26 protein-coding genes are annotated in these 24,551 nt (G+C 70.1%); 12 read left to right on the forward strand and 14 right to left on the reverse strand.

Annotated elements, in window-relative coordinates; translation table 11 throughout:
- Nucleotides 1-51: 51 nt before the first annotated feature.
- The 6 genes from AC1HIL_RS13930 to AC1HIL_RS13955 form a co-directional block, all read right to left on the reverse strand.
- Nucleotides 52-1,197, reverse strand: a complete 1,146-nt coding sequence (locus tag AC1HIL_RS13930; RefSeq protein ID WP_479672019.1) for an acyltransferase family protein — start codon at nucleotides 1,195-1,197, stop codon at nucleotides 52-54.
- Complete coding sequence (gene blaOXA, locus AC1HIL_RS13935) at nucleotides 1,194-2,003, reverse strand: class D beta-lactamase (protein ID WP_479672020.1); 810 nt, start codon at nucleotides 2,001-2,003, stop codon at nucleotides 1,194-1,196. The genes AC1HIL_RS13930 and blaOXA overlap by 4 nt, the downstream gene beginning before the upstream one ends.
- A gap of 111 nt (nucleotides 2,004-2,114) precedes the next feature.
- Nucleotides 2,115-2,486, reverse strand: a complete 372-nt coding sequence (locus AC1HIL_RS13940; RefSeq protein ID WP_422097613.1) for a VOC family protein — start codon at nucleotides 2,484-2,486, stop codon at nucleotides 2,115-2,117.
- A 34-nt stretch (nucleotides 2,487-2,520) separates the two neighbouring features.
- A complete protein-coding gene (locus tag AC1HIL_RS13945; RefSeq protein ID WP_479672021.1) occupies nucleotides 2,521-3,243 on the reverse strand; it encodes a helix-turn-helix transcriptional regulator in 723 nt (240 codons plus the stop codon).
- Nucleotides 3,244-3,280: 37 nt separating this feature from the next.
- Nucleotides 3,281-4,267, reverse strand: a complete 987-nt coding sequence (locus tag AC1HIL_RS13950) for a Bug family tripartite tricarboxylate transporter substrate binding protein (protein ID WP_479672022.1) — start codon at nucleotides 4,265-4,267, stop codon at nucleotides 3,281-3,283.
- 8 nt (nucleotides 4,268-4,275) lie between these two features.
- Nucleotides 4,276-5,391: an adenosine deaminase family protein gene (locus AC1HIL_RS13955; RefSeq protein ID WP_479672023.1), complete on the reverse strand. Its 1,116-nt coding sequence runs from the start codon at nucleotides 5,389-5,391 to the stop codon at nucleotides 4,276-4,278.
- Between the two features lie 76 nt (nucleotides 5,392-5,467).
- Between AC1HIL_RS13955 and AC1HIL_RS13960 the strand changes: the two genes are divergently transcribed.
- From AC1HIL_RS13960 to AC1HIL_RS14000, 9 genes are all read left to right on the forward strand, one after another.
- Nucleotides 5,468-6,481, forward strand: coding sequence for a LysR family transcriptional regulator (locus AC1HIL_RS13960; RefSeq protein ID WP_057592433.1), 1,014 nt, complete (start codon nucleotides 5,468-5,470; stop codon nucleotides 6,479-6,481).
- A gap of 80 nt (nucleotides 6,482-6,561) precedes the next feature.
- Nucleotides 6,562-6,921: a hypothetical protein gene (locus AC1HIL_RS13965; protein WP_479672024.1), complete on the forward strand. Its 360-nt coding sequence runs from the start codon at nucleotides 6,562-6,564 to the stop codon at nucleotides 6,919-6,921.
- 134 nt (nucleotides 6,922-7,055) lie between these two features.
- Nucleotides 7,056-7,700 (forward strand): aspartyl/asparaginyl beta-hydroxylase domain-containing protein, encoded by a 645-nt coding sequence (locus tag AC1HIL_RS13970; protein ID WP_082321981.1) that lies wholly within the window; start codon nucleotides 7,056-7,058, stop codon nucleotides 7,698-7,700.
- 3 nt (nucleotides 7,701-7,703) lie between these two features.
- Entirely contained in the window at nucleotides 7,704-9,497 is a 1,794-nt protein-coding gene (locus AC1HIL_RS13975) for a hypothetical protein (RefSeq protein WP_479672025.1), read from the forward strand.
- The gene (locus AC1HIL_RS13980) at nucleotides 9,464-10,618 is read left to right on the forward strand and encodes a hypothetical protein (protein WP_479672026.1); all 1,155 of its coding nucleotides are present in this window, start codon (nucleotides 9,464-9,466) and stop codon (nucleotides 10,616-10,618) included. Before AC1HIL_RS13975 ends, AC1HIL_RS13980 begins: the two co-directional genes overlap by 34 nt.
- A 9-nt stretch (nucleotides 10,619-10,627) precedes the next feature.
- A complete protein-coding gene (locus AC1HIL_RS13985; protein WP_057592437.1) occupies nucleotides 10,628-10,999 on the forward strand; it encodes an HAD family hydrolase in 372 nt (123 codons plus the stop codon).
- Nucleotides 10,996-12,552 carry a phosphotransferase gene (locus AC1HIL_RS13990; RefSeq protein WP_479672027.1) on the forward strand — a complete coding sequence of 519 codons (1,557 nt, stop codon included), beginning with the start codon at nucleotides 10,996-10,998 and terminating at the stop codon, nucleotides 12,550-12,552. Before AC1HIL_RS13985 ends, AC1HIL_RS13990 begins: the two co-directional genes overlap by 4 nt.
- 3 nt (nucleotides 12,553-12,555) lie before the next feature.
- The gene (locus AC1HIL_RS13995) at nucleotides 12,556-13,272 is read left to right on the forward strand and encodes a glycosyltransferase family 2 protein (protein ID WP_479672028.1); all 717 of its coding nucleotides are present in this window, start codon (nucleotides 12,556-12,558) and stop codon (nucleotides 13,270-13,272) included.
- A gap of 70 nt (nucleotides 13,273-13,342) precedes the next feature.
- Nucleotides 13,343-15,049: a Mur ligase gene (locus AC1HIL_RS14000; RefSeq protein WP_479672029.1), complete on the forward strand. Its 1,707-nt coding sequence runs from the start codon at nucleotides 13,343-13,345 to the stop codon at nucleotides 15,047-15,049.
- A gap of 1 nt (nucleotide 15,050) precedes the next feature.
- Here AC1HIL_RS14000 and AC1HIL_RS14005 read toward each other — a convergent pair whose 3' ends face one another.
- Nucleotides 15,051-16,271, reverse strand: coding sequence for a polyhydroxyalkanoate depolymerase (locus AC1HIL_RS14005; RefSeq protein WP_057592441.1), 1,221 nt, complete (start codon nucleotides 16,269-16,271; stop codon nucleotides 15,051-15,053).
- A 131-nt stretch (nucleotides 16,272-16,402) separates the two neighbouring features.
- Between AC1HIL_RS14005 and AC1HIL_RS14010 the strand changes: the two genes are divergently transcribed.
- Nucleotides 16,403-17,059 (forward strand): glutathione S-transferase, encoded by a 657-nt coding sequence (locus tag AC1HIL_RS14010; protein WP_479672030.1) that lies wholly within the window; start codon nucleotides 16,403-16,405, stop codon nucleotides 17,057-17,059.
- Between the two features lies 1 nt (nucleotide 17,060).
- Here the strand turns inward: AC1HIL_RS14010 and AC1HIL_RS14015 are convergent, their stop codons facing one another.
- Complete coding sequence (locus tag AC1HIL_RS14015; RefSeq protein WP_093343200.1) at nucleotides 17,061-17,888, reverse strand: helix-turn-helix domain-containing protein; 828 nt, start codon at nucleotides 17,886-17,888, stop codon at nucleotides 17,061-17,063.
- A 123-nt stretch (nucleotides 17,889-18,011) separates the two neighbouring features.
- On the opposite strand from AC1HIL_RS14015, the gene AC1HIL_RS14020 reads away from it, so the two are divergent.
- Both AC1HIL_RS14020 and AC1HIL_RS14025 read left to right on the forward strand, forming a co-directional pair.
- A complete protein-coding gene (locus AC1HIL_RS14020; protein ID WP_479672494.1) occupies nucleotides 18,012-18,998 on the forward strand; it encodes a tripartite tricarboxylate transporter substrate-binding protein in 987 nt (328 codons plus the stop codon).
- A 20-nt stretch (nucleotides 18,999-19,018) separates the two neighbouring features.
- Nucleotides 19,019-20,356: a Rieske 2Fe-2S domain-containing protein gene (locus AC1HIL_RS14025; RefSeq protein ID WP_479672031.1), complete on the forward strand. Its 1,338-nt coding sequence runs from the start codon at nucleotides 19,019-19,021 to the stop codon at nucleotides 20,354-20,356.
- Here AC1HIL_RS14025 and AC1HIL_RS14030 read toward each other — a convergent pair.
- From AC1HIL_RS14030 to AC1HIL_RS14055, 6 genes are all read right to left on the reverse strand, one after another.
- Complete coding sequence (locus AC1HIL_RS14030) at nucleotides 20,336-20,683, reverse strand: DOPA 4,5-dioxygenase family protein (protein WP_261210471.1); 348 nt, start codon at nucleotides 20,681-20,683, stop codon at nucleotides 20,336-20,338. The two genes, AC1HIL_RS14025 and AC1HIL_RS14030, sit on opposite strands and share 21 nt — an antisense overlap.
- A 28-nt stretch (nucleotides 20,684-20,711) precedes the next feature.
- On the reverse strand, nucleotides 20,712-21,350 hold the full coding sequence (locus AC1HIL_RS14035; RefSeq protein WP_413764016.1) for a DUF4166 domain-containing protein: 639 nt from the start codon (nucleotides 21,348-21,350) through the stop codon (nucleotides 20,712-20,714).
- On the reverse strand, nucleotides 21,347-22,423 hold the full coding sequence (locus AC1HIL_RS14040) for an SRPBCC family protein (protein ID WP_479672032.1): 1,077 nt from the start codon (nucleotides 22,421-22,423) through the stop codon (nucleotides 21,347-21,349). The genes AC1HIL_RS14035 and AC1HIL_RS14040 overlap by 4 nt, the downstream gene beginning before the upstream one ends.
- A gap of 40 nt (nucleotides 22,424-22,463) precedes the next feature.
- Nucleotides 22,464-23,396 (reverse strand): SAM-dependent methyltransferase, encoded by a 933-nt coding sequence (locus AC1HIL_RS14045; protein WP_479672033.1) that lies wholly within the window; start codon nucleotides 23,394-23,396, stop codon nucleotides 22,464-22,466.
- 36 nt (nucleotides 23,397-23,432) lie between these two features.
- The gene (locus tag AC1HIL_RS14050) at nucleotides 23,433-23,864 is read right to left on the reverse strand and encodes a thiol-disulfide oxidoreductase DCC family protein (RefSeq protein ID WP_479672034.1); all 432 of its coding nucleotides are present in this window, start codon (nucleotides 23,862-23,864) and stop codon (nucleotides 23,433-23,435) included.
- A gap of 63 nt (nucleotides 23,865-23,927) precedes the next feature.
- Nucleotides 23,928-24,515: a GbsR/MarR family transcriptional regulator gene (locus tag AC1HIL_RS14055; protein ID WP_413764012.1), complete on the reverse strand. Its 588-nt coding sequence runs from the start codon at nucleotides 24,513-24,515 to the stop codon at nucleotides 23,928-23,930.
- Nucleotides 24,516-24,551 lie beyond the last annotated feature (36 nt).

Consider the following 24,551-nt stretch of genomic DNA (forward strand, 5'->3'; position numbering starts at 1 on the left):
GTGGTTCGGGGAATTTCCCTTAGCTGCGGCGCACCAAAAAAGCCGCGGGGTTCAGGCGCGTGAAGCCGACAAGCGGCCTCGCAGCCAGCGGTTCAGCGGCTCGCTGCAGCAGCGCGCGATGGCATCGCACAGCGCCATCGACAGCAGCAGGTAGCCGCCGAGCAGCCACATCCTGTCGCCGCCGCTCGCGTGCGCGGGTGGGAACAGGGTCCGCAGCAGGCCGAGCACGATCAGGTGGAACAGGTAGAGCTCGTAGCTGCGGCGGCCGAACCATCCGAAGGCGGTGGAGAGCCAGCGACCTCGCGTGGGCGCCGTGCCGTCCGCGGATCGATCGCTCATCGTCGCCAGCAGCACCGCCGTGCCCAGCGCCATCGCCGTGACGCCGAGCACGTGGCTCTGCGAGATCGGCCATCGGAGGTAGAGAAATGCCATGGCGATCGCGACGGTCCACGACAGCAGCGTCTTGAGTCGCGCGGAGAGAACGACCGAGTCCGCGAGCAGCGCCGTGCAGCAACCGATCGCGATGCCGTCGAAGGCCGCGAGGTAGGCATAGAGGTAGCCGCCTTCGTCGTCCTGGCGATGGAAGCGGTAGACCGGTGCCAGCACCGCGATCGCGAGCCAGAAGGCGATGAGCCGGCGCTCCCGGCGCAGCGACGCGCAGAGGATCGGGAAGAAGAGATAGAAAACCTCCTCGACCGACAGCGACCACAGCACGCCGAGCGCGTAGTTGGTCCAGCCGTACCTGTCGACCACCACGTTCATCCAGAAGGTCAGCGAGGCGAGGTTGACCAGCCACAGCGGCAACGGGGTCGCGCCTGCCGGCGCCCGGTTCTGGAAGATGGCCACGCCCGCCCAGGCCAGCAGGTCGACCGCGACCGGCAGGAGCAGCAGGCACGGCACGATGCGCGCCACGCGCAGGCCGTAGAAGGCGCGCGCCTTCACGTCCTGCAGCGCGCCCCAGCGGCGCCGCGCGTTCGAGGTGATCAGGAAGCCCGAGATCACGAAGAACATCGTGACGCCGTAGTTGCCGTTGCGCGCCACCGCGCGCACCGCTTCCCAGCCGAAAAGTTGCGACAGCACGGTGCCGTCGAGCCGGTAGGCGATGTTGAAGTGGTGGAACAGCACCAGCAGGATCGCGATGCCACGCAGCAGATCGATGCGCGTGCTGCGCGGCCCGAGGCTCGGCGCCGTCGTCATCTCGCGGCGGAACCGATCAGAGCGGGCAGGGCCGGCAGCAGCGCGTCGCGCGTGCGGACGCCCGGTGTCGTCGCCTGCTTCCGATCGTCCTGCGTCAGCCGCGCGAACACCACGGTGCGCTCGCCGCGCGTGGCCCAGCCGACATACCAGCCATAGCCATGGGCTTCATCGAGCGAGCCGTCGGCCTTCTTCGGGTAGGCCGCGCCAGTCTTGCCCTGCACGGTCCAGCCCTCGGGCAGCTCGGTCGTTTCCATCGACCGTCGCGTCATCTCGATCGCGTGCGGCGATACCGGCAGCCGGTTCGACAGCAGCTTGCGCAGGAACTCGACCTGCTCGCGCGGCGAGATGCGCAGCGAGGAGGCGACCCATGAACGCTCGAGCCCGTTGTGCTTGCCCGGGTCGCCCGACACGTCGGCATTGCCATAGCCGAAGTCCTTCGCGTAGCGCGCGAAGCGTTCGGCACCCAGCGATTCGGTCACCCGCTGCGAGAACCAGAACACCGAGAGCGCGAGCCAGCGCTGTGGGTCGGTCGGCTGCTTCCAGCCTTCGACCCAGGCCGGATAGCCTTCCTTGAAGGGCAGCACGGGGGCGTGCTCGTTCTTGAGGAAGCCCGCGTCGAAGCCCATCAGCGCGATCGCGATCTTGAAGGTGGAGGCGGGGGTGACGCGTTCGTCGCAGCGGCCTTGCTGGACGATGAACTGACCGGTCTTTGTGTCCGCGATGGCGGTGCAGAGGGTGCGGGCGTGGGGGGTGGCTGCGAGGGTGGCGAGCAGGGCGAGGGGCAGGAGGCGAAGCGGGCTTTTCATGGGAGGGGCGAGGATCTGGCCGTCATCGTAGAAAAGGCCGGGCTTCGTGTCCTCCGACTGGCAGGCGAAGGACGTCTCGGCCGTAACGCGTGTAACGCCGAAGGGCCCTCGCTAGCCCGCCGGCCTCGAAAACACGTTCACCAGACTCCCATCCGGATCGCGAAGCAACAGCGACCGGTTGCCCCACGGCATCGTGGTCGGCCGCATCACGACCTCGGCCGCTTCCTCCATGCGCGCCAGAGTCCCTTCGACATCGGCGACCTCGAACTCGAGGATTGCCGAGCGGTTCGATGCGGCCGTCGCGGCCCCGGCGTTGAAGCGCTGCACGAGATGCTCCTCGGAGATCGCCAGCGTCGCGCCCGCCAGCCGGATCTCCGCGAAGCCGTCGGCCAGCCGGGTGGCCTCGGTGCCCGACAGGCGCGCGTAGAACGCAACGAGGGCTTCGAATTGTTGAGTGACTAGACGCACGGATGCAAACTTCACGCCGATCTCCTGATGAATGAACGATGGCGCGAGCTTAGGAAGAGGGCATGTCAGATTCCGGCAGTATCGTGCGGCCGCTCTCGCGCACGCGTTGCTGCCAGGCCTTGAGCAGCGCCTGGCGGCGCTGGGGATAGCGCGCATCGAGCATCTCGGCGGCGACGATGCGGTCGGCGCGGAAGTTGCGGAAGTCGTTGCGCAGTTCGCACCAGGCGCTGAGCACGCGCGACTGCTCGAAGTACACGAGCGCGAAGGGCCAGATGACGCGTTGCGACACGGTCCCGCCGGGATCGCCGTAGCCGATCCGCAGCTTGTGCTCGGCACGGATCGCGGCGCGCAGCAGGTCGGGTTCGACCGCGGCCGGCACGCGCTTCGCCCCCACGGCCACGAGCAGCGCGGAGGCCTCGAGCTCGCGCTTCAATTCGGGCGGCAGCACGGCGGCGATCTTCGCCATCGCATCGTGCGCGCCGCCCGACAGCGCCCTGTCGCCGCGGTCCGCCACCCAGCGCAGGCCCAGCGCGAGCGCCTCGATCTCCTCGGGGCCGAACATCAGCGGCGGCAGCACGTAGCCGGGCTTGAGCACATAGCCCAGGCCGGGCGAGCCTTCGATCAGCGCGCCCTGGGACTGCAGGCTCGCGATGTCGCGGTAGAGGGTGCGCAGGCTGATGTCGAGCTGGGCCGCCAGGGCCTGGCCGCTGACGGGCCGGCGATGGCGGCGCAGGGTCTGGACCAGGGCGAGCAGGCGTTCGGAGCGGGGCATGCGTGCGGCCTCTTATAGCCGACCTGCGCGTCGGCGCTCATTCCTTGATGTTGGCCGTCTGCACGATCTTCTGGTTGCGCGCGTACTCGGCCTGCACGAAGCGGCCGAAGGCTTCGGGCGTGCCGCTGCCCGGCAGCGCGCCCTGTTCGGCGAGCTTGGTGCGCACGCCTTCCTCCCGCAGCACGGCCTCGAGTTCCTGGTTGATGCGCGCGACGACGGCGGGTGGCGTCTTCGCGGGCGCGAAGATGCCGGTCCAGCTCACCATGTCGAAGCCCTTGAGGCCGGGCATCTCGTCGAAGGTGGGCACGCCGGGCAGCGAGGGCAGCCGCTTGGTGCCGGTGATGCCCAGGGCCTGCAGCCGCTTGCCGTTGACGTGCGGGATGGCGCTGGTGCTCACGAGCATCGCGAGGTCGACCTGGTCGCCGATCACGTCGGTGGCGATCTGCGCGCCGCCGCGGTAGGGCACGTGGGTCACGAAGATGCCGCTGCGCTGCTTGAGCAGTTCCATCGCGAGCTGCAGCACGGTGCCCACGCCCGAGGTGGCGTAGTTGTACTTGCCGGGCGCGGCCTTGGCGAGCTGCACGAAGTCGGCGTAGCTCTTCGCGGGCAGGCCGGGGCGCGCCACCAGCACCATCGGCGCGGTGTTGAGCAGGCCGACCGGCGCCAGGTCCTTGAGCGGATCGAAGCGGAAGGCCGAGGGATTGACCAGCCGGCCGATGGCGATCGCGCTGTCGGGACCGACCACCAGCGTGTAGCCGTCGGGCGCGGCGGCCACGGCCTTGGCCACGCCGATGGCGCCGCCGGCACCGGCCACGTTGTCGATCACCACCGACTGCTTGAGGCGCTCGGCCAGGCGCGTGGCGACGAGGCGCGCATTGACGTCGACGCTGCCGCCCGCGGTGTAGGGAACGATCAGCGTGATCGGCTTGGCCGAGGGCCAGGCGGGCTGGGCCGGGGCGAGGTTGGGAAGCAGGGCGGCGCAGAGCGTCGCAACCGCGAGCAGGGGAGGGCGCAGGGCTTTCATGGCGGGCTTCAGGCGTGGGATTGGGAAGAAGTGGGCGCATCGCCGAGGCGGCTGCGCAGGTGGTCGAAGGCGTCGCTCCATTGCGCGCGCCAGTCGCGGCGCTGCGTCTCGTCGATCCAGGCGCCGTCGAGGCCGTTGAGCATGAAGCCGCGCAGGTCGTCGAGGCCGAAACCGAAGTCGCGCACCATCATCAGCCAGGCCTGCGTGGGCGTGACCTTGTGCAGGGTCGGGTCGTCGGTGTTGGGATGGATGCGCAGGCCCAGGCCCGGCATGCGGCGGATCGGATGGTCGAGCGCCCAGCGCTCGGGCGGCAGGGTGCGCAGGTAGTAGGAGTTGGTCGGCACCACGGTGAACAGCACGCCGCGCTCGGCGCATTCGCGCGCGAACTCCGGTGCGTCGACCACGGTGTAGCCATGGTCGATGCGGTCCACGCGCAGCACGTCGAGCGCGGTGCGCACGTTGGTCCAGGGCATGCCGAACTCGCCGGCATGCGCGGTGGTGCGCAGGCCGGCCTGCCGGGCGCGCGCATAGGCCTCGGTGAAGAGCTCGGGCGGGCGGTCGACCTCGCGGTAGTCGATGCCGATGCCGATCGCCTCGTCGCAGCGGTTCGCGGCCATCCACTCGACCATCTCGAGCGCGGCCGCGGGCGAGGCCTCGCGGTCGATGGCGCCGATCAGCCGGCCGTCGATGCCGAACTGCTGCTTCGCATCGCGGATCGCGCGCACGATCGCGCCCTGCGCGAGCGCATAGGGGATGCCCGATACCTGCACCGTGCCGGTCGGGTTCCACGAGAACTCCGCATGGCGCACGTTGTGCTGCGCGGCGTCCTGCAGGTATTCGAGCGTGAGCTGGTGCAGGTCGTCGGGGCCGCGCACCAGCTCGGCGTCGAGCGCGCGCAGCACGCGCAGCACGCCCACGGGTTTCTCGCCGCGCGTGTAGAAGCCCTCGATCTCGTCGGCCGCCAGCGGCGAGCCGGCACGCAGGTTGAGCTGCTTGAAGGTCTCGTGGCGCACGGTGCCGAACAGGTGGCAGTGCAGCTCGACCTTGGGAATGGCGCGCAGCAGGGCTTCGAGGTCGAAGCCGTGGGCGGCGGAAGACGGGCTGGCGGAGGGGCTGGCGGTCATGCGGGCCAGTCTAGTGAGGGCGAGGTGATAAGGAAAATTTTGAATTTCTATAATTTGATTCGCCCGATCTATAAGCATGGCCACCTCTTCGCGCGCTCCCAAGCCTCCGGATGCACCCGAACCGGCCGCGTCCTCGCTGCCGCTGCGCGCGCTCACGCTGCGCCAGCTGCAGTGCTTCTCGGTGCTGGTCGAGGAGGCGCACTTCGGCCGCGCCGCGCGGCGCCTCGCCATCACGCAGCCCGCGCTCAGCAACGCCATCAAGCAGATCGAGAAGCTGCTGGGCGCGCAACTGCTCACGCGCTCCACGCACCGCGTCGAGCTCACGCCGCTGGGCGCCGAGGTGCTGGCGCGCACCGACTTCCTGGTCCGCACGGTCGAGGTGGCGCTGCGCGACATCGAGAGCACGGTGCGGCGCGGCCGGGCCTTCGTGCGCATCGGCGTGATCCCCTCGGCCGCCGCGCGCGTGGCGGCGGCCGCCGCCGAGTTCGCGGCCATGCCGGGCCGTGGCGAGGTCGAGCTCGCATGGCGCGACGCACCCTCGACCACGCTGCTGGCGGAGTTGCGCAGCGGCCAGCTCGACATGGCGGTGGCCGCCATCACCGAGCCGCCGGGCGGGCTCGAATGCGTGGACCTGTTCCGCGACCCGCTGGTGCTGGTGGTGCGGCGCGACCATGCGCTGGCCGCGGCCGGCGAGACGGAGTGGGAACGCATCGGCCGCGAGCGGCTGGTGCTGTTCGAGAGCGGCAGCATGCCGGCGCTCGGCAATCCCGCGCGCGCGCAGTTCGCGCAGGGGCTCGAGCCCTTGCGCGTGAGCTATTCCGAAACCCTCTATGCGCTGGTGCGCGGCGGCCAGGCGCTGGGGCTGATGCCGCGGCTGTACACGGCCTCGCTGCGCGATCCCGAACTGGTCGTGCTGGCGCTGTCGAAGCCGCGCGTCGAACGCCGCGTGGTGCTGGCCTATCTGCCGGGGCCGATGCGCAACGTGGCGGCACAGGCGCTGATCGACTTCCTGCGCGAACGCCTGCCGCAGGCCGGCGAGTTGCCGGTGCGACGCGTCGCGAAAGGCGCGAGAAGCTACCGAAAACCGTAGTTCTCATTGCGCCAAACACCGTTGTAAAGGTGAACGAATTGTTTCCGAGGTGGAGTATCTGCCGCTAAGATTTGGCGGTCATGTCCCGCTCGCTCGTTGCGTTCGTCCTCGCGGTCCTTCTGTGCTGTCAGGCCGTGGTGGTGTTCGCGCAAATCCTCGTCGAGGCGGGCATGCACCGCGACCTCGTCGCGCAGACCCTGTGGTCCGATGCTTCGGCCTCCTCCGATGACTATCCGCGCGGTGCGGGCACGTCGGTGTCCGCCTCGGCGTCCGCCGACGACGCGGACCTCGGGCACGGTATCGAGGTCCTGTTCGAGGGCTACGCGATCGACCTGATCACGCTGAGCAGCGTGCTGCCGCTGTCCTTCGCCTTCTTCTCCTCCTCGACCTTCTTCGCGCCGCCGAAGCGGCCGCCGCGCCTTTCCTCCTCCCTCGCCTAGGTCCGGCCTCGTGCCCGGGCCGCGCTGCGCTTTGCCGTGCAGCGCCTGCGCAGCCATTGCGCATCGCCCGCCGCGCGCGGGTCGGCGCCATCGCTTGCGATGGCCATTCATCCAGGGAACCGAGGAGAGAGACCGTGAAGCAATCCAAGGACGTCATGTTCGCCCGGCTGGCGAACTTCAAGATCGACATCGACGCGCTGCGCGCGCATTTCCTCCACCACGTGAAGACGCTGCCGTCGACGCCCTACCGCGACAACCGCGTCGACTACATCGGCTGGGCCGTGACCAGCCGCGACGGCACGCTGATCGACGGCATCCGCCGCATCAACCCCAATGCCGCCATGCCCAGCCGCGGCACGCAGCCCACCGACGCCTGCTCGGGCAGCCTCGCCGAGGTGATGGACGCGCTGTCCGCGCGTGGCCTCAAGCCCTTTCGCGCGCGAATCATGCAGCTCGAGAGCGAAGGCGACGAGATGCCGCTGCACACCGATGCCGTGCGCGAGGCCTGGCGCCTGCACGTGCCGATCATCACCAACCCCAACTGCTTCTTCGAATGGCAGCGCGCCGACGGCAGCATCGAGAGCGTGCACCTGCCCGCCGACGGCTCGGCCTGGCTGGTGCGCGTGGACGTGAACCACCGCGCCGTGAACCGCAGCAACCAGCCCTCGAGCCGCGCCCACCTGCTGATGAGCCTGGAGACGCCGCCGCCGATCGGCATGCTGACCACGCCTTGGCTGCCGGTGGTGCGCGAGGCCGAAACCGCGGCGCTGGCGGCCTGAGCGATGTGGCGGGAAGACGCTCCGCTCGACGCGATCGCTTCCGAGGCCTGGACCTCGGTCGCCGACATGGAGGCCGCGCTGGCGGCCTTCACGCGCGCGGACCAGCATGAGCTGAGCCTCTACCGGCTGCGCCGCGCCCTCGGCGAGGGCCATGCCTTCGAGAAGGAGATCGTGCTGCGCTACCACGAGGCGCTGGTGCTGTCGGGCAACGTCGCGGCGGCGCTCGAGCTGCGCGGCGGCGAGATCTGGGCGCGCCACTTTCCCGCCAAGGGCGAGATGGATGCGGGCGCGGTGCAGATGATCGCGGGCCAGATCGATGGCCATGCGGCCCGGCTGGCCCGGACCCTCGAGGCCTTTCCCTTCGCCTTCGCGAGCTTCCTCGCGGGCCTCAAGCGCCACCAGGGCGCGAGCTACCGCAGCCTGGCCGGCGTGGCGCGGCCGCTGTTCGAGCACGGGGAATTCGCCGAGCCGCGCGACCGCACCGCGCTGATGCTCGCGGTCGAGGGCTTCCGCGGCTATGGCGACGACCTGCGGCGCGAGATGCTGGTCGAACTGTTCCAGAGCTGCGACCACGAGACGCTGTGCCGCTTCTTCCAGAGCGTGCTGCCCGCGAACGGCGCGCTGCTGCGCGCCTTCGCGAACGACCTGCTGGAGGACCCGCAAGGCCTGCGCTGCCTGAGCGACGCGGCGATCTGCCGGCTGCTGATCCTGGGCTACGGCCTGTTCGACGAGGCGCTGTACGAGCGCATCCTCGCGCAGGTGCGCCACCTGCCGCCGGCCGAGGGCGGCAAGCAGGCGAGGCAGGCGCGTGCCAGCGCGAGGATCGCGCGCGCCTTCGAGTCGGGCGCGGCACGCTCCGATGCAACCGCGCCGGCCACTGGCGCGCCGCTGCGCATCGCCGTGTGCGTATCGGGCCAGATGCGCGGCTACGCGGCCGCCTTCCAGACCTGGAAGCACCTGGGCCTGGACGGCCACCAGGTGAAGTACTTCGTCCATACCTGGGAGGACACGGGCTGGCGCTTCCCCGATCCGATGTCGGGCAACGGCGTGGACCGGATCTTCAAGTTCGCGCCCTTCGCCGAGGCCTACCGGCAGGCCGGTTTCCGCTACGGGCTGGCCGCGATGAAGAAGGCCTATCCGAACTTCTTCGCCAGGCTCGAGGTGTCGTCGACGCTCGGCGAAGCGGACCTGCGCGCGGTGTACGGCGCCGACGCGGTGGTGGCGATCGAGAGCCACCGGCGGCCCGAGTTCGAGAACGATGCGAACAACCAGCTCAAGATGTTCTACAAGATCCAGGAGGCGCACCGCCTGATGCTGCAGGACGGTGGCGACTACGACCTGGTGATCCGCATCCGGCCCGACCGTGCCTTCCGCGCCGGCACGGCCGCGCCCGACTGGGCCGGCATGGCCGAGGCCTGCCGCCGCCAGCGCGTGCTGTTCTTCAACCACCTCGCGGTGACCAAGACGCTCTATGCCGGCGACCAGTTCGCGGTCGGCTCGCCCGAGGCCATGGGCTGCTATGCCAACACGCTGGGGCTGCAGACCCAGGCGATCCGCGAGAACTGGTTCGGCTTTCCGAAGCGGCTGCGTTCGCACTGTTCGCTCGCGCATGCGCTGCTGTTCCAGGGGGTGCGGCGGCGGCCGCTCGAAAACATCCATGCCGTCGAGGCCGTGCCCGCCGCCGCCTATGGCCGCGGCGAGCTGCGCGCGATGCTGTCGGCCGACCTGCCCGCGGGCCCGGCCAGCGAGATGGACCGCCTGCTGTGGAACGCCCTGGCCGGCGCGGCGCCGCGGTGACACGGGTGCGTCGCATGCAGGCCGTGCTGGCCCTGTCGGTGCTGTGGGGCCTGTTCCTTGGCTTGCTGCCGGGCGCTGCGCGCGCGCAGGACCAGGCCGACCGCGAACCGGGCCTGCAGCAGGGGCCCGAAGGCGCGGGCTGCCGCATCTCGAAGAATGCGCACCGGCTGGCGCTGACGCAGCGCCACGAGTTCAACGGCATCCGCGTCTTCTATGCGCTCGACGGGCCGCATGCGCTCTACACCGGCGTCGACCTCAACGGCAACGGCGTGCCCGACATGGTCGAGGACGCCGCGTTGCACCTGGACACCGTGCGCCGCATCTACCTGGCCAACGGCTTTCGCGATCCGCTGCGCAGCCCGCGCTTCCGGCAGGCCGAGACCATCGACATCGACCTGCTGAACTTCGATGCCTACAGCCCCGGCGTCGCGGACAAGCGCGGGCTTTCGTTCTCGGCCGTGATCCGCTACCCCGACAGCCGCGCGCGCGCCGACCGCTGCACGCTCTCGATCGCCATCAATGCCGCGCTCGCGGGCAACCACGAGCGGGTGAAGGACTACCTGATCCCGCACGAGCTGTTCCACCTGTTCCAGTACGGCCATGCGATGTTCCGCGCCAGCTGGTACCTCGAGGGCATGGCGAAGTGGGCCGAGTGGGTGACGCTGGCCGAGAACCGGCGCAACCCCACCTTGTGGAGCACGCCGCTGCCGGCCACGCCGGCCGAACTGCGCGCGCGCGTGTTCGCCAATCCCAATCCCTACGACGTGCGGCATTTCTGGAACCGGCTGGCCGAGCTGGCGAAGGCCGGCGAGCCGCCGATGGCGCTGCCCGACGAATTGCGCGCGCGCCGCTTCGCCGATGGAACGCCCGTGGTGCGCGACGAGATATGGCGCGGCCATGCGCTGATGCTGCGCATCCTGCAGGCACTCGGCGAGGAGACCGAGGCCGTGGCGCGCGAGCGCGGCCTGCCGCCCTACCAATGGCCCGATGCCGACCAGCGCGACCCGGCGCACAACCCGCGAATGATGCGCGTGGTGCAACGCGCGGTGGCCGCTGCCGGCGTGCGCAACAACGACGAACTCTCGCGCTTCCTGGCCATCGACCCGGCCGCCGCGAACTAGGAGCCCTGTTTGAAACGATTGATCTTCGACCTGGACCACACGCTGTGCGTGGCGGAACGGAAGGACTATCCCAATGCCCGCCCGCGCGAGGACATGATCGAGCGGCTGCGCAGCTACCGCGAGCAGGGCTTCGCGATCTCGATCTACACCAGCCGCAACGTCAACAGCTTCGGCGGCAACGTCGGCCGCATCAACGCCCACACGCTGCCGATCATCATCGACTGGCTGGCCCGCCACGACGTGCCCTACGACGAGATCCACGTCGGCAAGCCCTGGTGCGGCGAGGAGGGCTTCTACGTCGACGACCGCGCGATCCGTCCCTCGGAATTCCTCAAGTACAGCCGCGAGGAGATCGACCGGCTGCTGGAGCAAGAGAAGTGATCGTCGTCACCTCGGCGGCCTACGTCGACTCCGAGCTGCAGTCGGAGTTCGGCCGCCTGCCGCCGGCCTTCCTGCCGGTGGCCAACCACCGGCTGTTCGTGCACCAGGCCGCGCTGCTGGCAAGGCACTTCCCGGGCGAGCCCATCTACCTCTCGCTGCCCGAGAGCCATGCCGTCTCGCACCGCGACGCGCAGGCGCTGGAAGCGCACGCGATCCAGGTGCTGCGCGTGCCCGACGGGCTCACGCTGGCCGACTCGCTGCTGTTCTCGATCAACACCGTGGGCCGCTACGACGACGGCATGCGGCTGCTGCTGGGCGACACGCTGATCAACGACCTGCCGACGGGCTGGGACTGCCTGAGCGTGGCCGAGTCGGCCGACGACTACGACTGGCAGGTGGACCACGGCACGGAGACCGCGGTGCGCGTGTGGTGCGGCTACTTCGCGTTCCAGTCGGTCAGCCGGCTCGCCAAATGCCTGGTGGCCGCGCGCGGTTCGTTCGAGCGCGCGGTCTCGGCCTACGACGAGGCCTGCTACCTGCAGCGCGTGCAGACCGCGCAGTGGTCGGACTTCGGCCACGTCAACACCTTCTACCGCTCGCGCGCGCGCATCACCACGCAGCGCGCCTTCAACGACCTCGCCATCGGCGACCGGCGCGTGCGCAAGACCGGCAGCCAGCCGCGCAAGCTCGAGGCCGAGGCACGCTGGTTCGACGCGCTGCCGCCGCGGCTGCGCGTGTATGCGCCGCAGCTGCTTGACCGCGGCGCGGTCGAGGAGGGCTACGGCTACGAGCTCGAGTACCTGTGCATGGCGCCGCTCAACGAGCTCTACGTGCACGGCCGCAACTCCACCGCCTTCTGGTCGCGCGTGTTCAGGCACCTGGCCGACTGGCTGGCGGCCTGCCAGACGGCGGTGCCGCTGGGCGAGCGCGAACGCCAGGCGGTGGCGCAGGACAGCCGCGGCATGCTGGGCGACAAGACGCGCGCGCGGCTCGATGCCTATGCCACGGCGAGCGGGACGAGCCTGTCGTTGCCCACGCGGCTCAACGGGCGCGCGCTGCCCTCGCTGGCCGAGATCCTCGAGCGCTGCCTCGAGGCCGCGGCGCGCGTGCCGCTGGTGCCGGGCGTGATGCACGGCGACCTGTGCTTCAGCAACATCCTGTTCGACACCCGCTCGGACTGCATCAAGCTGATCGATCCGCGCGGCCTCAATTTCCGCGACGAGCCGCGGCTCGTCGGCGACCTGCGCTACGACCTCGCGAAGCTCGCGCACTCGGTGCTGGGGCTGTACGACTACATCGTGGCCGATGCCTTCGAGATCGACGACGGGACGGGGCTGGATTTCCGCCTGCGCATCCATGCCGACGAGGACGTGGCCGCGATCCAGAAGCTGTTCGCGGCGCTGCCGCTGCTCAACGGCATGACCGCGCGCCACGTGGCGCCGATCACGGTGCTGTTGTTCCTGTCGATGCTGCCGCTGCACCAGGACGCGCCGCGTCGCCAGCGCGCGATGCTGGCCAATGCGTTGCGCCTTTACGAACAGATGGAGCACTGAGGGATGTTCGTGATTCCGATGATGGGCCAGAGCCGCCGTTTCACCGAGGCCGGCTACACGTTGCCCAAGTACCGGCTGCCGCTGCACGGGCGCACGGTGTTCTTCCATGTGGTGAAGTCCTTCGAGCGCTACTTCCAGGACGACCTGTTCCTGTTCGTGGTGCGGCGCGACCACGACGTGGTCGAGTTCCTGGTGCGCGAACTCAAGGCGCTGGGCGTCAAGTCCTTCCACATCGTCGAGCTCGACGGCGACACTCTGGGGCAGGCCGACTCGGTGCACCGCGGGCTGCAGGCGCTGCGCAGCGACGAAGCGGTCTACGTCTTCAACATCGACACCATCCGGCCCGGTTTCCGCAAGTCGGCGCTGGCCGATGGCGCCGCCGGCTACCTCGAGGTGTTCGAAGGCGAGGGCGAGCACTGGTCCTTCGTCGAACCCGGGCCCGATCGCTCGGTGCTGCGCACCACCGAGAAGGAACGGATCTCCAACCTGTGCAGCGACGGCCTCTACCACTTCGCCGACGCGAGCGTCTTCGACGAGGCCTTCGAGCACCAGCAGCGCCACCAGCTGCTGACGCGCGGCGAGTACTACATCGCGCCTTGCTACAACGCGCTGATCGAGCGCGGCGCGCGCGTGGCCTACGAACTGATCGGCGCCGAGCAGATCGTCTTCTGCGGCACGCCGCGGGAGTACGAAGCGGCGGTGGCCCGGCCCTGGGAATGACACTCGGACGAGGGACAATGCGCGCAGCCATCGCATCGCCAGCCGATGGAAGCCATGTGAGGAATCTTCGATGAGTCTGGGTGAACTGCTCGCGTGCGCGAAGCCCGCGGTGGCCGCGACGTGGGCCGAGTGCATGGAGGCGTCGGCGCCCGAGGGCGCGGGCGTGCTGTTCCTGTCGGCCTGCAACGGCAAGGAGCGCGCCCACGTAGTGACGGTGCGCGGCAGGAACTTCGAGGAGGTGTGGCGCCGCGGCGCGCAACTGCTGCAGACCTGGCTGCGCAAGCAGAGCACGGCGCCGATCTGGCTGCGCGCGGACGTGGTCCACACGGTGCAGGCGATGCACTGGAAGGGGCTGCAGCAGGCCTTGCTGGCCACCAAGCGCAACTACTTCCGCAGCGGCATCGCCTTCGACGCCGACCTGTCGGTGGCCATGCTCGAGCAGGACATCGGCGCCCATGCCGTGCTCTACGACGGCAAGTTCGACGAGGCCACGCCCAACGCGGCGAACCTCCGGCTGTTCGGCCAGCATCGCTACGGCCGCGAGCTGAGCTGGCCCACCGATCCGCAGCAGCCGGTGTGGGTGTTCGACACGCGCGCCGTGTTCACCGACGGCAAGGAGGCGCACCGCATCGAGCACGAAGGCGTGGGCCGCGGCTATCGCCGGCTGCCGGCTTGGGACGCGCCGCGCGTGCGCCAGATCGTCGAGACCAGCACCGCCTACCTCGCGCGCCAGGTCAAGAGCGCGGGCGCCTACCACTACGGCTGGTTTCCCTGCTTCGACCGCGCCATTCCCACCTACAACGCGCTGCGCCACGCGAGCTCGACCTATGCGCTGATCGAGGGCTGGGAGCTGACGCGCAAGCCCGAGCACAAGGCGGCGATCGACCGCGCGCTGGGCCACCTGACGGGCGAGCTGATCCGGCCCGCCACCTTGCCCGATGGGGCGCGGGCCGCGTTCCTGGTCGACATCGAGGACGAGATCAAGCTCGGCGGTAATGCCGTGTGCCTGCTCGCGATGGTCAAGTACACCGAGCTCACGGGCGAGCAGGCCTACCTGCCGCTGATGGAGCAGCTCGCGCTCGGCATCCTGCACATGCAGGACCCGGCCAGCGGCCGCTTCGTGCATGTGCTCCACCATCCCGACCTGCGCGTGAAGGAAGAGAATCGCATCATCTACTACGACGGCGAGGCCGCCTTCGGACTGATGCGGCTCTACGGCCTGACGCGCGACGAGCGCTGGCTGCGGGCGGTCGAGAAAGCCTTCGCGCATTTCATCGAGGCGCGGCACTGGGAGGCGCACGACCACTGGCTCAGCTACTGCGTCAACGAGCTCACGCTGTACCGGCCGGAAGAGCGCTACTTCCGCTTCGGCCTGGACAATGTGCGCGACCACCTCGAGTTCGTGCTCAATCGCATCACCACCTTCCCGACCCTGCTCGAGCTGATGATGGCGGCGCAGAAGATGGTGACGCGGCTGCAGGCCGACCCCGCGCATGCGCACCTGCTCGAGGGCTTCGACATCGAGAAGTTCTACCGCGCGCTCGAGCAGCGCGCGCGCTACCTGCTCACGGGGCACTTCTGGCCCGAGCTCGCGATGTTCTTCCGCAATCCGCAGCGCATCGTGGGCAGCTTCTTCATCCGCCACCACAGCTTCCGCGTGCGCATCGACGACGTGGAGCACTACCTCTCGGGGTACGTGGCGTACTGGAAATATCTGGAGGCGGGAGGGCGGCCGGCCCAGCCGGCGGCGGTGGAGGCCGCGCTGCCCCAGCCGTAGTTCAGTGCAGCTCGGCGGCCGCGTGGATGGTCTCGCGCACGCGCGGATAGATCTGTGCGTTCCACTTGCTGCCGCTGAACACGCCGTAGTGCCCCACGCCGGCCTGCAGGTGATGGGCCTTGAGGTAGGGCCGCACGCCGGTGCACAGGTCCTGCGCCGCCACGGTCTGGCCCACCGCGCAGATGTCGTCGCGCTCGCCCTCGACCGTGAGCAGCGCGGTGCGGCGGATCGCGGCCGGGTTCACGGTGCGGTCGCCCACGGTGAGCTGGCCGCGCGGCAGGTCGTAGGTCTGGAACACGCGCTCCACGGTCTCGAGGTAGAACTCCGCGGGCAGGTCGTTGACCGCCAGGTACTCGTCGTAGAAGTTGCCGATGGTGCGGGCCTTCTCGAGCTCGCCCTCGACCAGGTGGCGGTACATGTCCTCGAACTGCTTCTTGTGGCGCTCGGGGTTCATGCTCATGAAGGCCGCGAGCTGCAGGAAACCCGGGTACACGCGCCGCATCGCGCCCGCATGCGGCCAGGGCACGTGACTGATGAGGTTGCGGCGGAACCAGTCGATGGGCCGGTCGGTGGCGAGGCGGTTCACCGCGGTCGGGTTGATGCGGCAGTCGACCGGCCCGGCCATCAGCGTGAGGCTGCGCGGGGTGGCGGGGTTGTCGTCCTCGGCCATGAGCGCGGTGGCGGCCAGCGCGGCCACGCAGGGCTGGCACACCGCGACCATGTGGACGCCGGGGCCGACGGCCTCGAGGAAGGCCATGAGCTGCAGCGTGTAGTCGTCGAGGCCGAAGCGGCCCTGCCACAGCGGCACGTCGCGCGCGTTGTGCCAGTCGGTCAGGTAGACGTCGTGGTCGCGCAGCAGGGTGCGCACGGTTTCGCGCAACAAGGTGGCGAAATGGCCCGACAACGGTGCAACCAGCAGCACGGGCGGGTGCGTGGGATGGTCGCCGTCCTTCCTGAAATGCAGCAGGGTGCCGAAGGGCGCGCTCAGCGCCACCTCCTCGTGCACCGCGACCTCGTCGCCGTCGACCGGCACGCTGGCGATGCCGTAGGGCGGCCGGCTGTGGGTGAGCCGCATGCGCGAGAACACCTCGCACTGCGCCGCCAGCCGCCGCTGCATGGTGCGCTCGCTGCCGTCCTGCCAGAGCGCGCGCGCCATGTACTGGGAGGCGAGCCGCAGCGGGGAGAGCAGGTCGGCCTGGTTCTGGTAGACGCGGTAGAGCATGGTTGTGGTGCGTTGCAGTGCCAGAGGCAAGTTGCGGGCCAAGGCCGGGCGCACCGGGATGGAACGGGTGGCACAGGGCTTGCACGTCTGAGGCCACCGGCGGCGCTTGCCGGCACCAAGGAGCACACCCGATGGCCAAACCCGTTCTCACCATCAGCAGCAAGAACTACGGCGCCTGGTCGCTGCGCGGCTGGCTGATGTGCAGGCTGGCGGGCCTGGACTTCAGCGAGAAGATCATCCCGCCCGACGATCCGGCCATGAAGGCCGAGATGCTGCTGCTGTCGTCCTCGATGCTGGTGCCCTCGCTGCAGCATGGCTCGGTGAAGGTGTGGGACACGCTGGCGATCGGCGAGTACCTCAACGAGATCAAGCCCAAGGCCGGCCTGCTGCCCACCGACGTGGCGGCCCGCGCCCACTGCCGCGCGATCTGCGGCGAGATGCATTCGGGCTTCGCGGCCATGCGCGGCGCGCTGCCGATGAACATCAAGGCCCGGTTCAAGAACTTCAAGGTGTGGTCGCGCGCGCAGGCCGACATCGACCGCATCGTGGCGATCTGGCGCGAATGCCTCAAGGCCTACGGCGGCCCCTACCTGTTCGGCGAGCAGCCGGGCATCGCCGACGCGATGTACGCGCCCGTGGTCACCCGCTTCCTGAGCTACGACGTGGCGCTCGACAGCGCCTGCACGGCCTACTGCAAGCGCGTGATGGAACTGCCTGCGATGAAGGAATGGGTGGCGGCGGCGAAGCAGGAGCCCGACGAGATCGACGAGCTCGACGCGGAGTTCTGATTCAGCCCGGGGGCGGCGCCGGCTCGAAGCCGGCCTGCCGCAGCTTGCGCTCGATGCCCTGCGCGGCTGCCTGCAGGTCGGCCAGGTGCTGCGCCACCATCTCGCGCTCGCTGCGCACCGCGGGCAGCCAGGCGCAGCTGATGCAGCCGACCACGCGCTCGTCGAGTCGTACCGGCACCGAGATGGCGCCGAAGCGGTCGGGCGAATCCATGCTGGTGGCGGTGGGGTCGCGCGACACGTAGCCCTGGGCGCGCGCGTTCGCCACCATGCGGCGCACGTTCTCGGGCCGCCGCGCGTCGCGGTCGACCTGGTGCGGCGAACGCGCGAGCGCCGCGAGAAGCTGGCGCCGTTCGTCCTCGGGGCAGAAGGCGAGGTAGCAGCGCCCGAGCGATGACATCAGCATCGGCGGGCGAAAGCCCAGCACCCGGTAGTTCACGGCCAGCCCGTTGATCGGGCGGTGCGCGTCGAGGATCAGCATCGCGCTGCCGTCGCGCACGCCGAGGTCGGTGGGCCAGGGCACCTTGCGCTGCAGCGTCGCGCGCGGTTGCGCCGCCAGCGCCGACAGCCGCGCGCGCCACTCGACGAGCGGGCCCGGGGCACCGGCGGCCGAGGTCGGCACGTAGCGCTTCTCGAGTTCGTTGCGCTCCACCCAGCCGGCCTGCTGCAGCGTCTTGAGGATGCGCAGCAGCGTGGCCTTCGACAGCCCGGTCTGGCGGCTGAGTTCCGACAGCGTGGCGGCCGAGGAGCGCTGGATCGCGAGCATCACCTCGAGCCCGCGGCGCAGCGCGTCGATGGATTTCACGCCCTGCGCGCCCTGGGTGTCCGACATGCCGCGGCCTTCCGAAGTGGTTCACTCAGTGAAACTATATCTTGGGGCCCCGCGCCCGGCTTCCTACATTGCACTGGCCCCGATCCCGTGGCTCCACGCACAGGCAAGAAAGGAAAGCCCATGATGAATCCACTCCGGCGCCGGACGATGGCCGCCGCGACGCTGTTCTCGGCGCTGAGCGCGTTCGCCGCCACCGCCACCGCCGAGACCTGGCCCGCGCGGCCGATCACCATCGTCGTGGCCTACCCGGCCGGCGGCGACACCGACGCCATCGCGCGCACCTATGCCGAGAAGCTGTCGCAGCGCGTCGGGCAGCCGGTGCTGATCGACAACCGGCCCGGCGCGAGCGGCATGATCGGCAACGCCTGGGTGGCGAAGGCGCCGGCCGACGGCTACACGCTGCTGTTCACGCCCAGCACCTTCCCGATCGCGCAGCACGTGCTCAAGGCCGGTCCCGGCGTGGCGCACGACGTGGTCAGGGACTTCACGCCGATCGTGAAGACCGGCGACATCCCGCTGCTGCTGGTGACGGCGCCCTCGACCGGCCTGCAGAGCGCGACCCAGCTCGTGGCGGCCGCGAAGGCCGGGCGCGCGCTGACCTACGGCACGCCGGGCGCGGGCTCGCCGATGCACATCGCGGGCGAGCTGTTCAACCGCGACGCCGGCATCGCGCTGGTGCATGCGCCGTATCGTGGCGTGGCGCCGGTGGTCAACGATGCGCTGGGCGGCCATGTGAGCGTGGGCTGGATCACGCCCGGTGCCGTGGCCAGCCACATCGCGGCCGGCAAGCTGCTGCCGCTCGCGGTGGCGCAACGCCAGCGCGCGGCCCTGCTGCCCACGGTGCCCACGCTGTACGAGCTCGGCTGGCGCGACGTGGACCTGAACGCCTGGATGGGCCTGCTCGGGCCGCGGGCGCTGCCCGAGGCGATCGTGCAGACGCTCAACGCCCACTTCAACGAGATCCTCCGCATGCCCGAGGTGCAGGCGCGCATGGCCACGCTGGGCATCGAGCCGGTGGGCGGCGCGCCCGCCGTGCTGGCGCGGCAGATCGCGCAGGACGACCAGCGCTTCGGCCGGCTCGTGCGCGAGTTCGGCGTCCGTGCGGATTGACCAGGAACCAGGAGACGACGATGTTGAGCGAAGAGAAGAACCGCCTGCTGACCGAAGTGGGCCCCGGCACGCCGATGGGCGACTACCTGCGCCGCTACTGGCACCCGGTCGCCGGTGCGAGCGAGTTCGACGCGCAGGCGGTCAAGCCGCTGCGCATCCTCGGCGAGGACCTGGTGCTCTACAAGGACCTCGGCGGCCGTTACGGGCTGGTCGACCGGCGCTGCCCGCACCGCAATGCCGACATGGCCTACGGCTACGTCGAGCAGTGCGGGCTGCGCTGCAGCTACCACGGCTGGCAGTACGACGCGGGCGGGCAGTGCGTGCACCAGCCCTTCGAGGAGACGCTGGACCCCGGCGCGCGCATGCGCCGCAGCACGCGGATCAAGGCCTACCCGGTGCAGGAGAAGGCCGGGCTGCTGTGGGCCTACATGGGGCCGCAGCCCGCGCCGCTGCTGCCCGACTGGGAGCTGTTCAACTGCGCCAACGGCTTCGCGCAGGCGGTGTTCGCCGAGATCCCGTGCAACTGGTTCCAGTGCCAGGAGAACTCGATCGACCCGGTGCATTTCGAGTGGACGCACAACAACTGGACCACGCGGCTGCAGGGCGAGGAAGGCCCGTACGTGCCCACGCACCTGAAGCTCGCGTTCGAGGAGTTCGAGCACGGCTTCGTCTACCGGCGGCTGCGCGGCGGCGAGCGCGAGGACAACCCGATGTGGACCGAGGGGCGCGTCACGCTGTGGCCCAACGGCTTCTTCCTCGGCCATCACTTCGAATGGCGCGTGCCGATCGACGACCACCACACGCTGAGCGTGCTGTGGGTGCTGAGCCGCGTGCCGACCGAGCAGGAGCCCTATGTGCAGGAACGCATTCCGTCGTGGTACGGGCCCACCCGGGATCCGGTCACGGGCCGCTGGATCACCAGCCACGTCGCCAACCAGGACTTCGCCGTGTGGGTGGGGCAGGGTGCCGTCACCGACCGCACGCGCGAGAAGCTCGGCCAGAGCGACAAGGGCATCGTGATGATGCGGCGCCGCTTCTTCGAGGAACTGGAGGCGATGCAGGCCGACCCGGCGCACGAGCCCAAGGGGCTGATCCGCGATCCGCGGAAGAACCGCGACGTGTTCCTGCCCTCGGCCTGTCGCGAGGAGATGGTCAAGGGCCTGCCGCGCCGGGAGCTCGCGGCGCATCCCTTGCTCGGCCCCTATCTCAAGGATTTCTTCGGCCAGGCCGGGCAGCCCGAGGCGGTGCGCGCGGCCTACGAGCAGGCGATCGGGCAGAAGGTGGAGGGGGCGCGCTTCTTCAAGGTGCACGGCGCGGCGGAGGACGCGCCGTCCCGGTCAGTGCCGGAACATCCTTAGGTCGAGCGCGCTCTCGTTGCCCAGCCACATCGCGTGGTCGGTGTGGTCGGCGAGGTCGTTGCCGGTCACGCCGTGCACGAACACGTCGAGGCCGTCGCGGTGGCTGTCGAGCCAGCCGATGACCGCGTCGAACTCGGCCGCGTCGAAGGCGAGCTGGCAGCTCCAGTGCGGATGCGGGCCGACCGGGCGCTCGTGCACCCGGCCCACCACCACCATCAGCTCGCGGCCCGCCTGCTCGCACAGCGCGCGGGCCCGGGCCACGGTGGCGGGGCCGAAATAGACGTGGGCGTGGTACTGCGGGTAGAGGTTCTCGGGGCGGCGCGGCATGGTGGGGCGATTGTGGCGCCGGCGCGGATCACCTGTCGTTGGGAAGGTCGTCGGGCAGGCGGAAGCTGCCGCTGTAGCGGAACACGTCGCCGAACCAGCGGTGGCGCAGCAGCATCCGCATGCTGAAGGCGTCGGGGTCGCGCGGGTCGGGCCGTTCCTCGACGTAGGCCGTGCCCAGCAGCAGGCCCAGCGGCAGCGGGATGCGCAGGCGGCCCAAGCGCCAGACGTAGCCGCGGTCGCGGAACACCAGGGCACCGTCCTCGGCGCTCACCGCGAGGCGCATGCCGATGCCGAAGCGCACGTACTCGATCACCAGCGCGCCGTCGGCCGCGTCGTGCTCCATGTGCGAGCGGAAGTGGAAGGGCGCGCGGCCCGCGAAACGGAAGATGCGGTCCCAGTAGAGGTGCGGGTCGTCGGGCCGGCAGCGGTAGTGGACCTCGATCGGCACCTCGCGCCCGGTGTAGGGCACGAGGGCGCCGAACAGCCGGCCGAAGGGCATCAGCAGCGCGGCCCAGGGCGCATGGTGGACCTCGTGCATGGTGCCGCGCACGCAGACGTGGTCGTTCGAATGCGGCGCCATGGCGTAGTGGCGGCGGATCGCGTCGCCCAGCCGGTCCCAGGCGGGGCCGAGCGCTTGCTGGAAGACCGGGCGGGTGTCGTGGCTCATGGGCGGATCATGGGGCCGGTGTGCGCATCGGCGGTCGCCGTGGCTTCGCTGCGGGCCTTGTAGAAGCGCAGGATGTGCTCGGAGAAATCGCCGAGCAGGAACTGCGCGAGGCGGTCCGCGTACCAGTTGAAGCGCGTGCTGACGCGCCACGAGACGTCGAGCCGCAGCTCGGTGCCGCCGTCGCGCGGCACGAGCGTGTAGCCCGACTCGCGCAGGTCGAAGTAGTGGCCGCCGATCATCACGTGGTCGTCGAGCGCGCCGGCCGGGAAGGAGTCGGGCGCGAAGCGGTAGCGCCAGCGCACGTGGCGCGCCGGTTCCCACTCGGTGACCAGCTCCTCGAAATGCACCTGCTTCTGCCAGCGCACCATGCGCACGCGGCCCTCGGGCGTCTCCCGGGTCACGCCCGACACCGGCATCGGCACGCCGATGCGGTAGGCCCAGGCATCGCCGAGCTCCTCGGGGCGGATCGCGCCCGCGTTGTTGATCTCGTGCCACACGCGCTCGGGCGGTGCCGCGATGAACAGGGTGCGCGCGGTGGACGAGAGGCGCTCGGGGTTCGGGAACTGCGGCTCGATCGCGCCCAGCACCAATGGCAGCACCGCGAAGCTGTAGAGCGCGGGCTTCGGCCAGTTCGTGACGCGGCAGACCAGCCCCATCGCGAAGCCGCCGAGGCTGCCCATGACGGCGAACACCGGCACGACCACGATCGCGCAGATCAGTCCCTCGATGAAGACGAACAGCGTGCCCAGCACGAACAGCGCGGTCGACAGCCAGGGCGCGACCAGGTAGTAGGTCCAGCTGCGGCGCTCGATGCGCTCGGCGACGTAGACCGTGACCGCGCCGCACAGCGCGGGTGCGAGGAAGATGAAGGTGCCCAGCATCGCCGAGTAGCCGTGGCCCGGCGCGCCGCTGAATGCGAGCCGCAGCACGAAGGCGATCGCCGCGCCGGCGAGCATCGGCCAGAACCAGCGAAAGGGCAGGCGGCGCTTCGGCGGATCCCCGGCGGGAGGTGCGGGGCCATCGATCGGAGCCAGTCCGGAGAACCGGGTGTCGTCGTCGGGTTCGTTGCGCATCGGGATCCTTCTCCTCTTCGGTGTGTGTGCGGGTGCGGGCTCAGTCGGCGCGCCGCGTGGCGCTGACCATGCAGTAGTCGAAGTCGCGCCAGAACATGCCCAGCGCGAGCGCGCAGTAGCTGGCCACGATGTGCTTGCGGCGCCAGGGGCTCAGGCGTCCGCGCGCCTTCCAGAGCTCGGCCAGCGTGAAGCGGGTGGCGAGCGCGGGGATGTGCAGCGCGCTCGGCGCGACGCGCCAGCGCAGCGAGCGCACCTCGATGTCCTCGAAGCCGTGTTCGCGCAGCGCGGCCACGAAGTCCGCGCGCACGGCCAGCGTCGGCACGGCCCAGCTGTCGGCCCACAGGCGGTGCAGCCAGCGCGCGAGGCGGCCGGGCTCGCGGCGCAGCAGGAAGCCGTCGACCACCACCAGCCGCGCGCCGGTCTTGAGCAGGCGCGCGGCCTCGCGCACGAAGTCGGCCTTGGCGGTGCCCTCGGCATAGCAGGCGCTCTCGAGCGCCCAGGCGCCGTCGGCCTGCGCGGCCGGCAGGCCGGTGCGCGTGTAGTCTGCCTCGAGGTGCGCCATGCGGTCGGCCACGCCGGCCTGCGCATCGAGGCGCGCGGCGATGCGGTTCTGCACCGCCACGTTGGTGACGGTCACGGCATAGAGGCGGCGGTCGTCGCCGACCAGCGTGCGCGCGGTGGCGCCAGCGCCGCAGCCCAGGTCGAGCACGCAGTGGCGGCCGTCGTCCGTGGGGCGCTCGCCGAGCCGCAGCGCGCGGCCGACCTCGCGGTTCATCTCGACCAGCATGCCTTCGCGGCGCAGCGGATTCAGGCCCGCGCGCCAGTAGCCGAAGTGCATGTTGTAGCTGGGGCTCCAGGCGCCGTAGTCGGTGGCGACCTCGGTGAAGTAGTCCTGCGTGTCGGCGCGGCTGACCGGGGCCGGGGCCTCGGCGGTGTGCGGCAGGCGGAAGTCGGGCTGGAAGACGCTGGGCATGCGGTGAACTCCTGGTGGGGGAATGGGGGGCGGACGTCAGAGCCGGCACTGGCCGTCGACGCAGGTGCGCGAGGCCTTCGCGGCCGGGCCGGCGAGCAGGGTCACGAACCAGCCGGGCAGGCGCTGGCGGTTGCGCGCCAGCGCGGCATAGGCGCGGTCGGCCAGCGGCGCGACCAGCGGCAGGTCGAGCAGGGCGCCGCCGCTGGGCAGGCCGACCGCCTCGCGGCAGGCGCGGATCGCGTGCACGCCGACCTGCACGCGGCCGGCCGCATCGACCACGTGGATCGCGGTCATCAGGGCCTCGCGCGGCGCGGGGCCGGCATCGAAATCGGGCGGCGAGCAGTCGACCAGGACGAGCCGAGTGGCCGCGTCGCGCGCCTTCATCGCGCCCATTTCCGCGGTGCACAGGCGGCAGGTGGCGTCGTAGTAGACGGTCAGCGGGTAGGCGATGGCGGTGGAGCGGGACATGGTGTTCTTCGTTCTCGATATTTCTGTCAAAACAGAAATAAATGGGCAAAAAAAGAGCCGGCCTCAGATCATCGGCAGGCTCGCATGGTGGGCGTCGGGATCGTCCTTGCCGGTGGCGGGCGCGGGCGCATCGCCACGGACGAACTTCTGCACGCTCGCGCCCAGCGTCAGCACCTTGTCGAGCGTGCCGGGCGACAGCCGCAGCATTTCGTCGGCCCAGGTGGCGAGCTTGGCCATCAGGTCCATGGTGGAGCGGATGCGGTCCTGCGCATCGGCCGATTCCTTCTGGAAATCGGGGCTCGCGACGATCTCGCGCAGCATGCGGATGGTGGGGTCGAACTCGCGTTCCTTGCGCTCGCGCACCACGGTGCGGAACAGCTCCCAGACGTCGACGCTGGTCTCGAAGTAGTCGCGCCGGTCGCCCAGCATGTGGGTGACGCGCACCAGGTTCCAGGCCTGCAGTTCCTTCAGGCTGTTGCTCACGTTGGAGCGCGCCACGCCCAGGGTGTCGGACAGCTCCTCGGCATGGATCGGCTTGCCGTGCACGAACAGCAGCGCATGGATCTGCGAGACGGTGCGGTTGACGCCCCACATGGAGCCCATCTCGCCCCAGTGGAGGACGAACTTGCGTTGGATGTCGGTGAGTTCCATGCGCTGGAGTCTAGGACTTCCGAAATTTCTGTCAAG

The organism is Variovorax sp. ISS6, assembly GCF_056523145.1.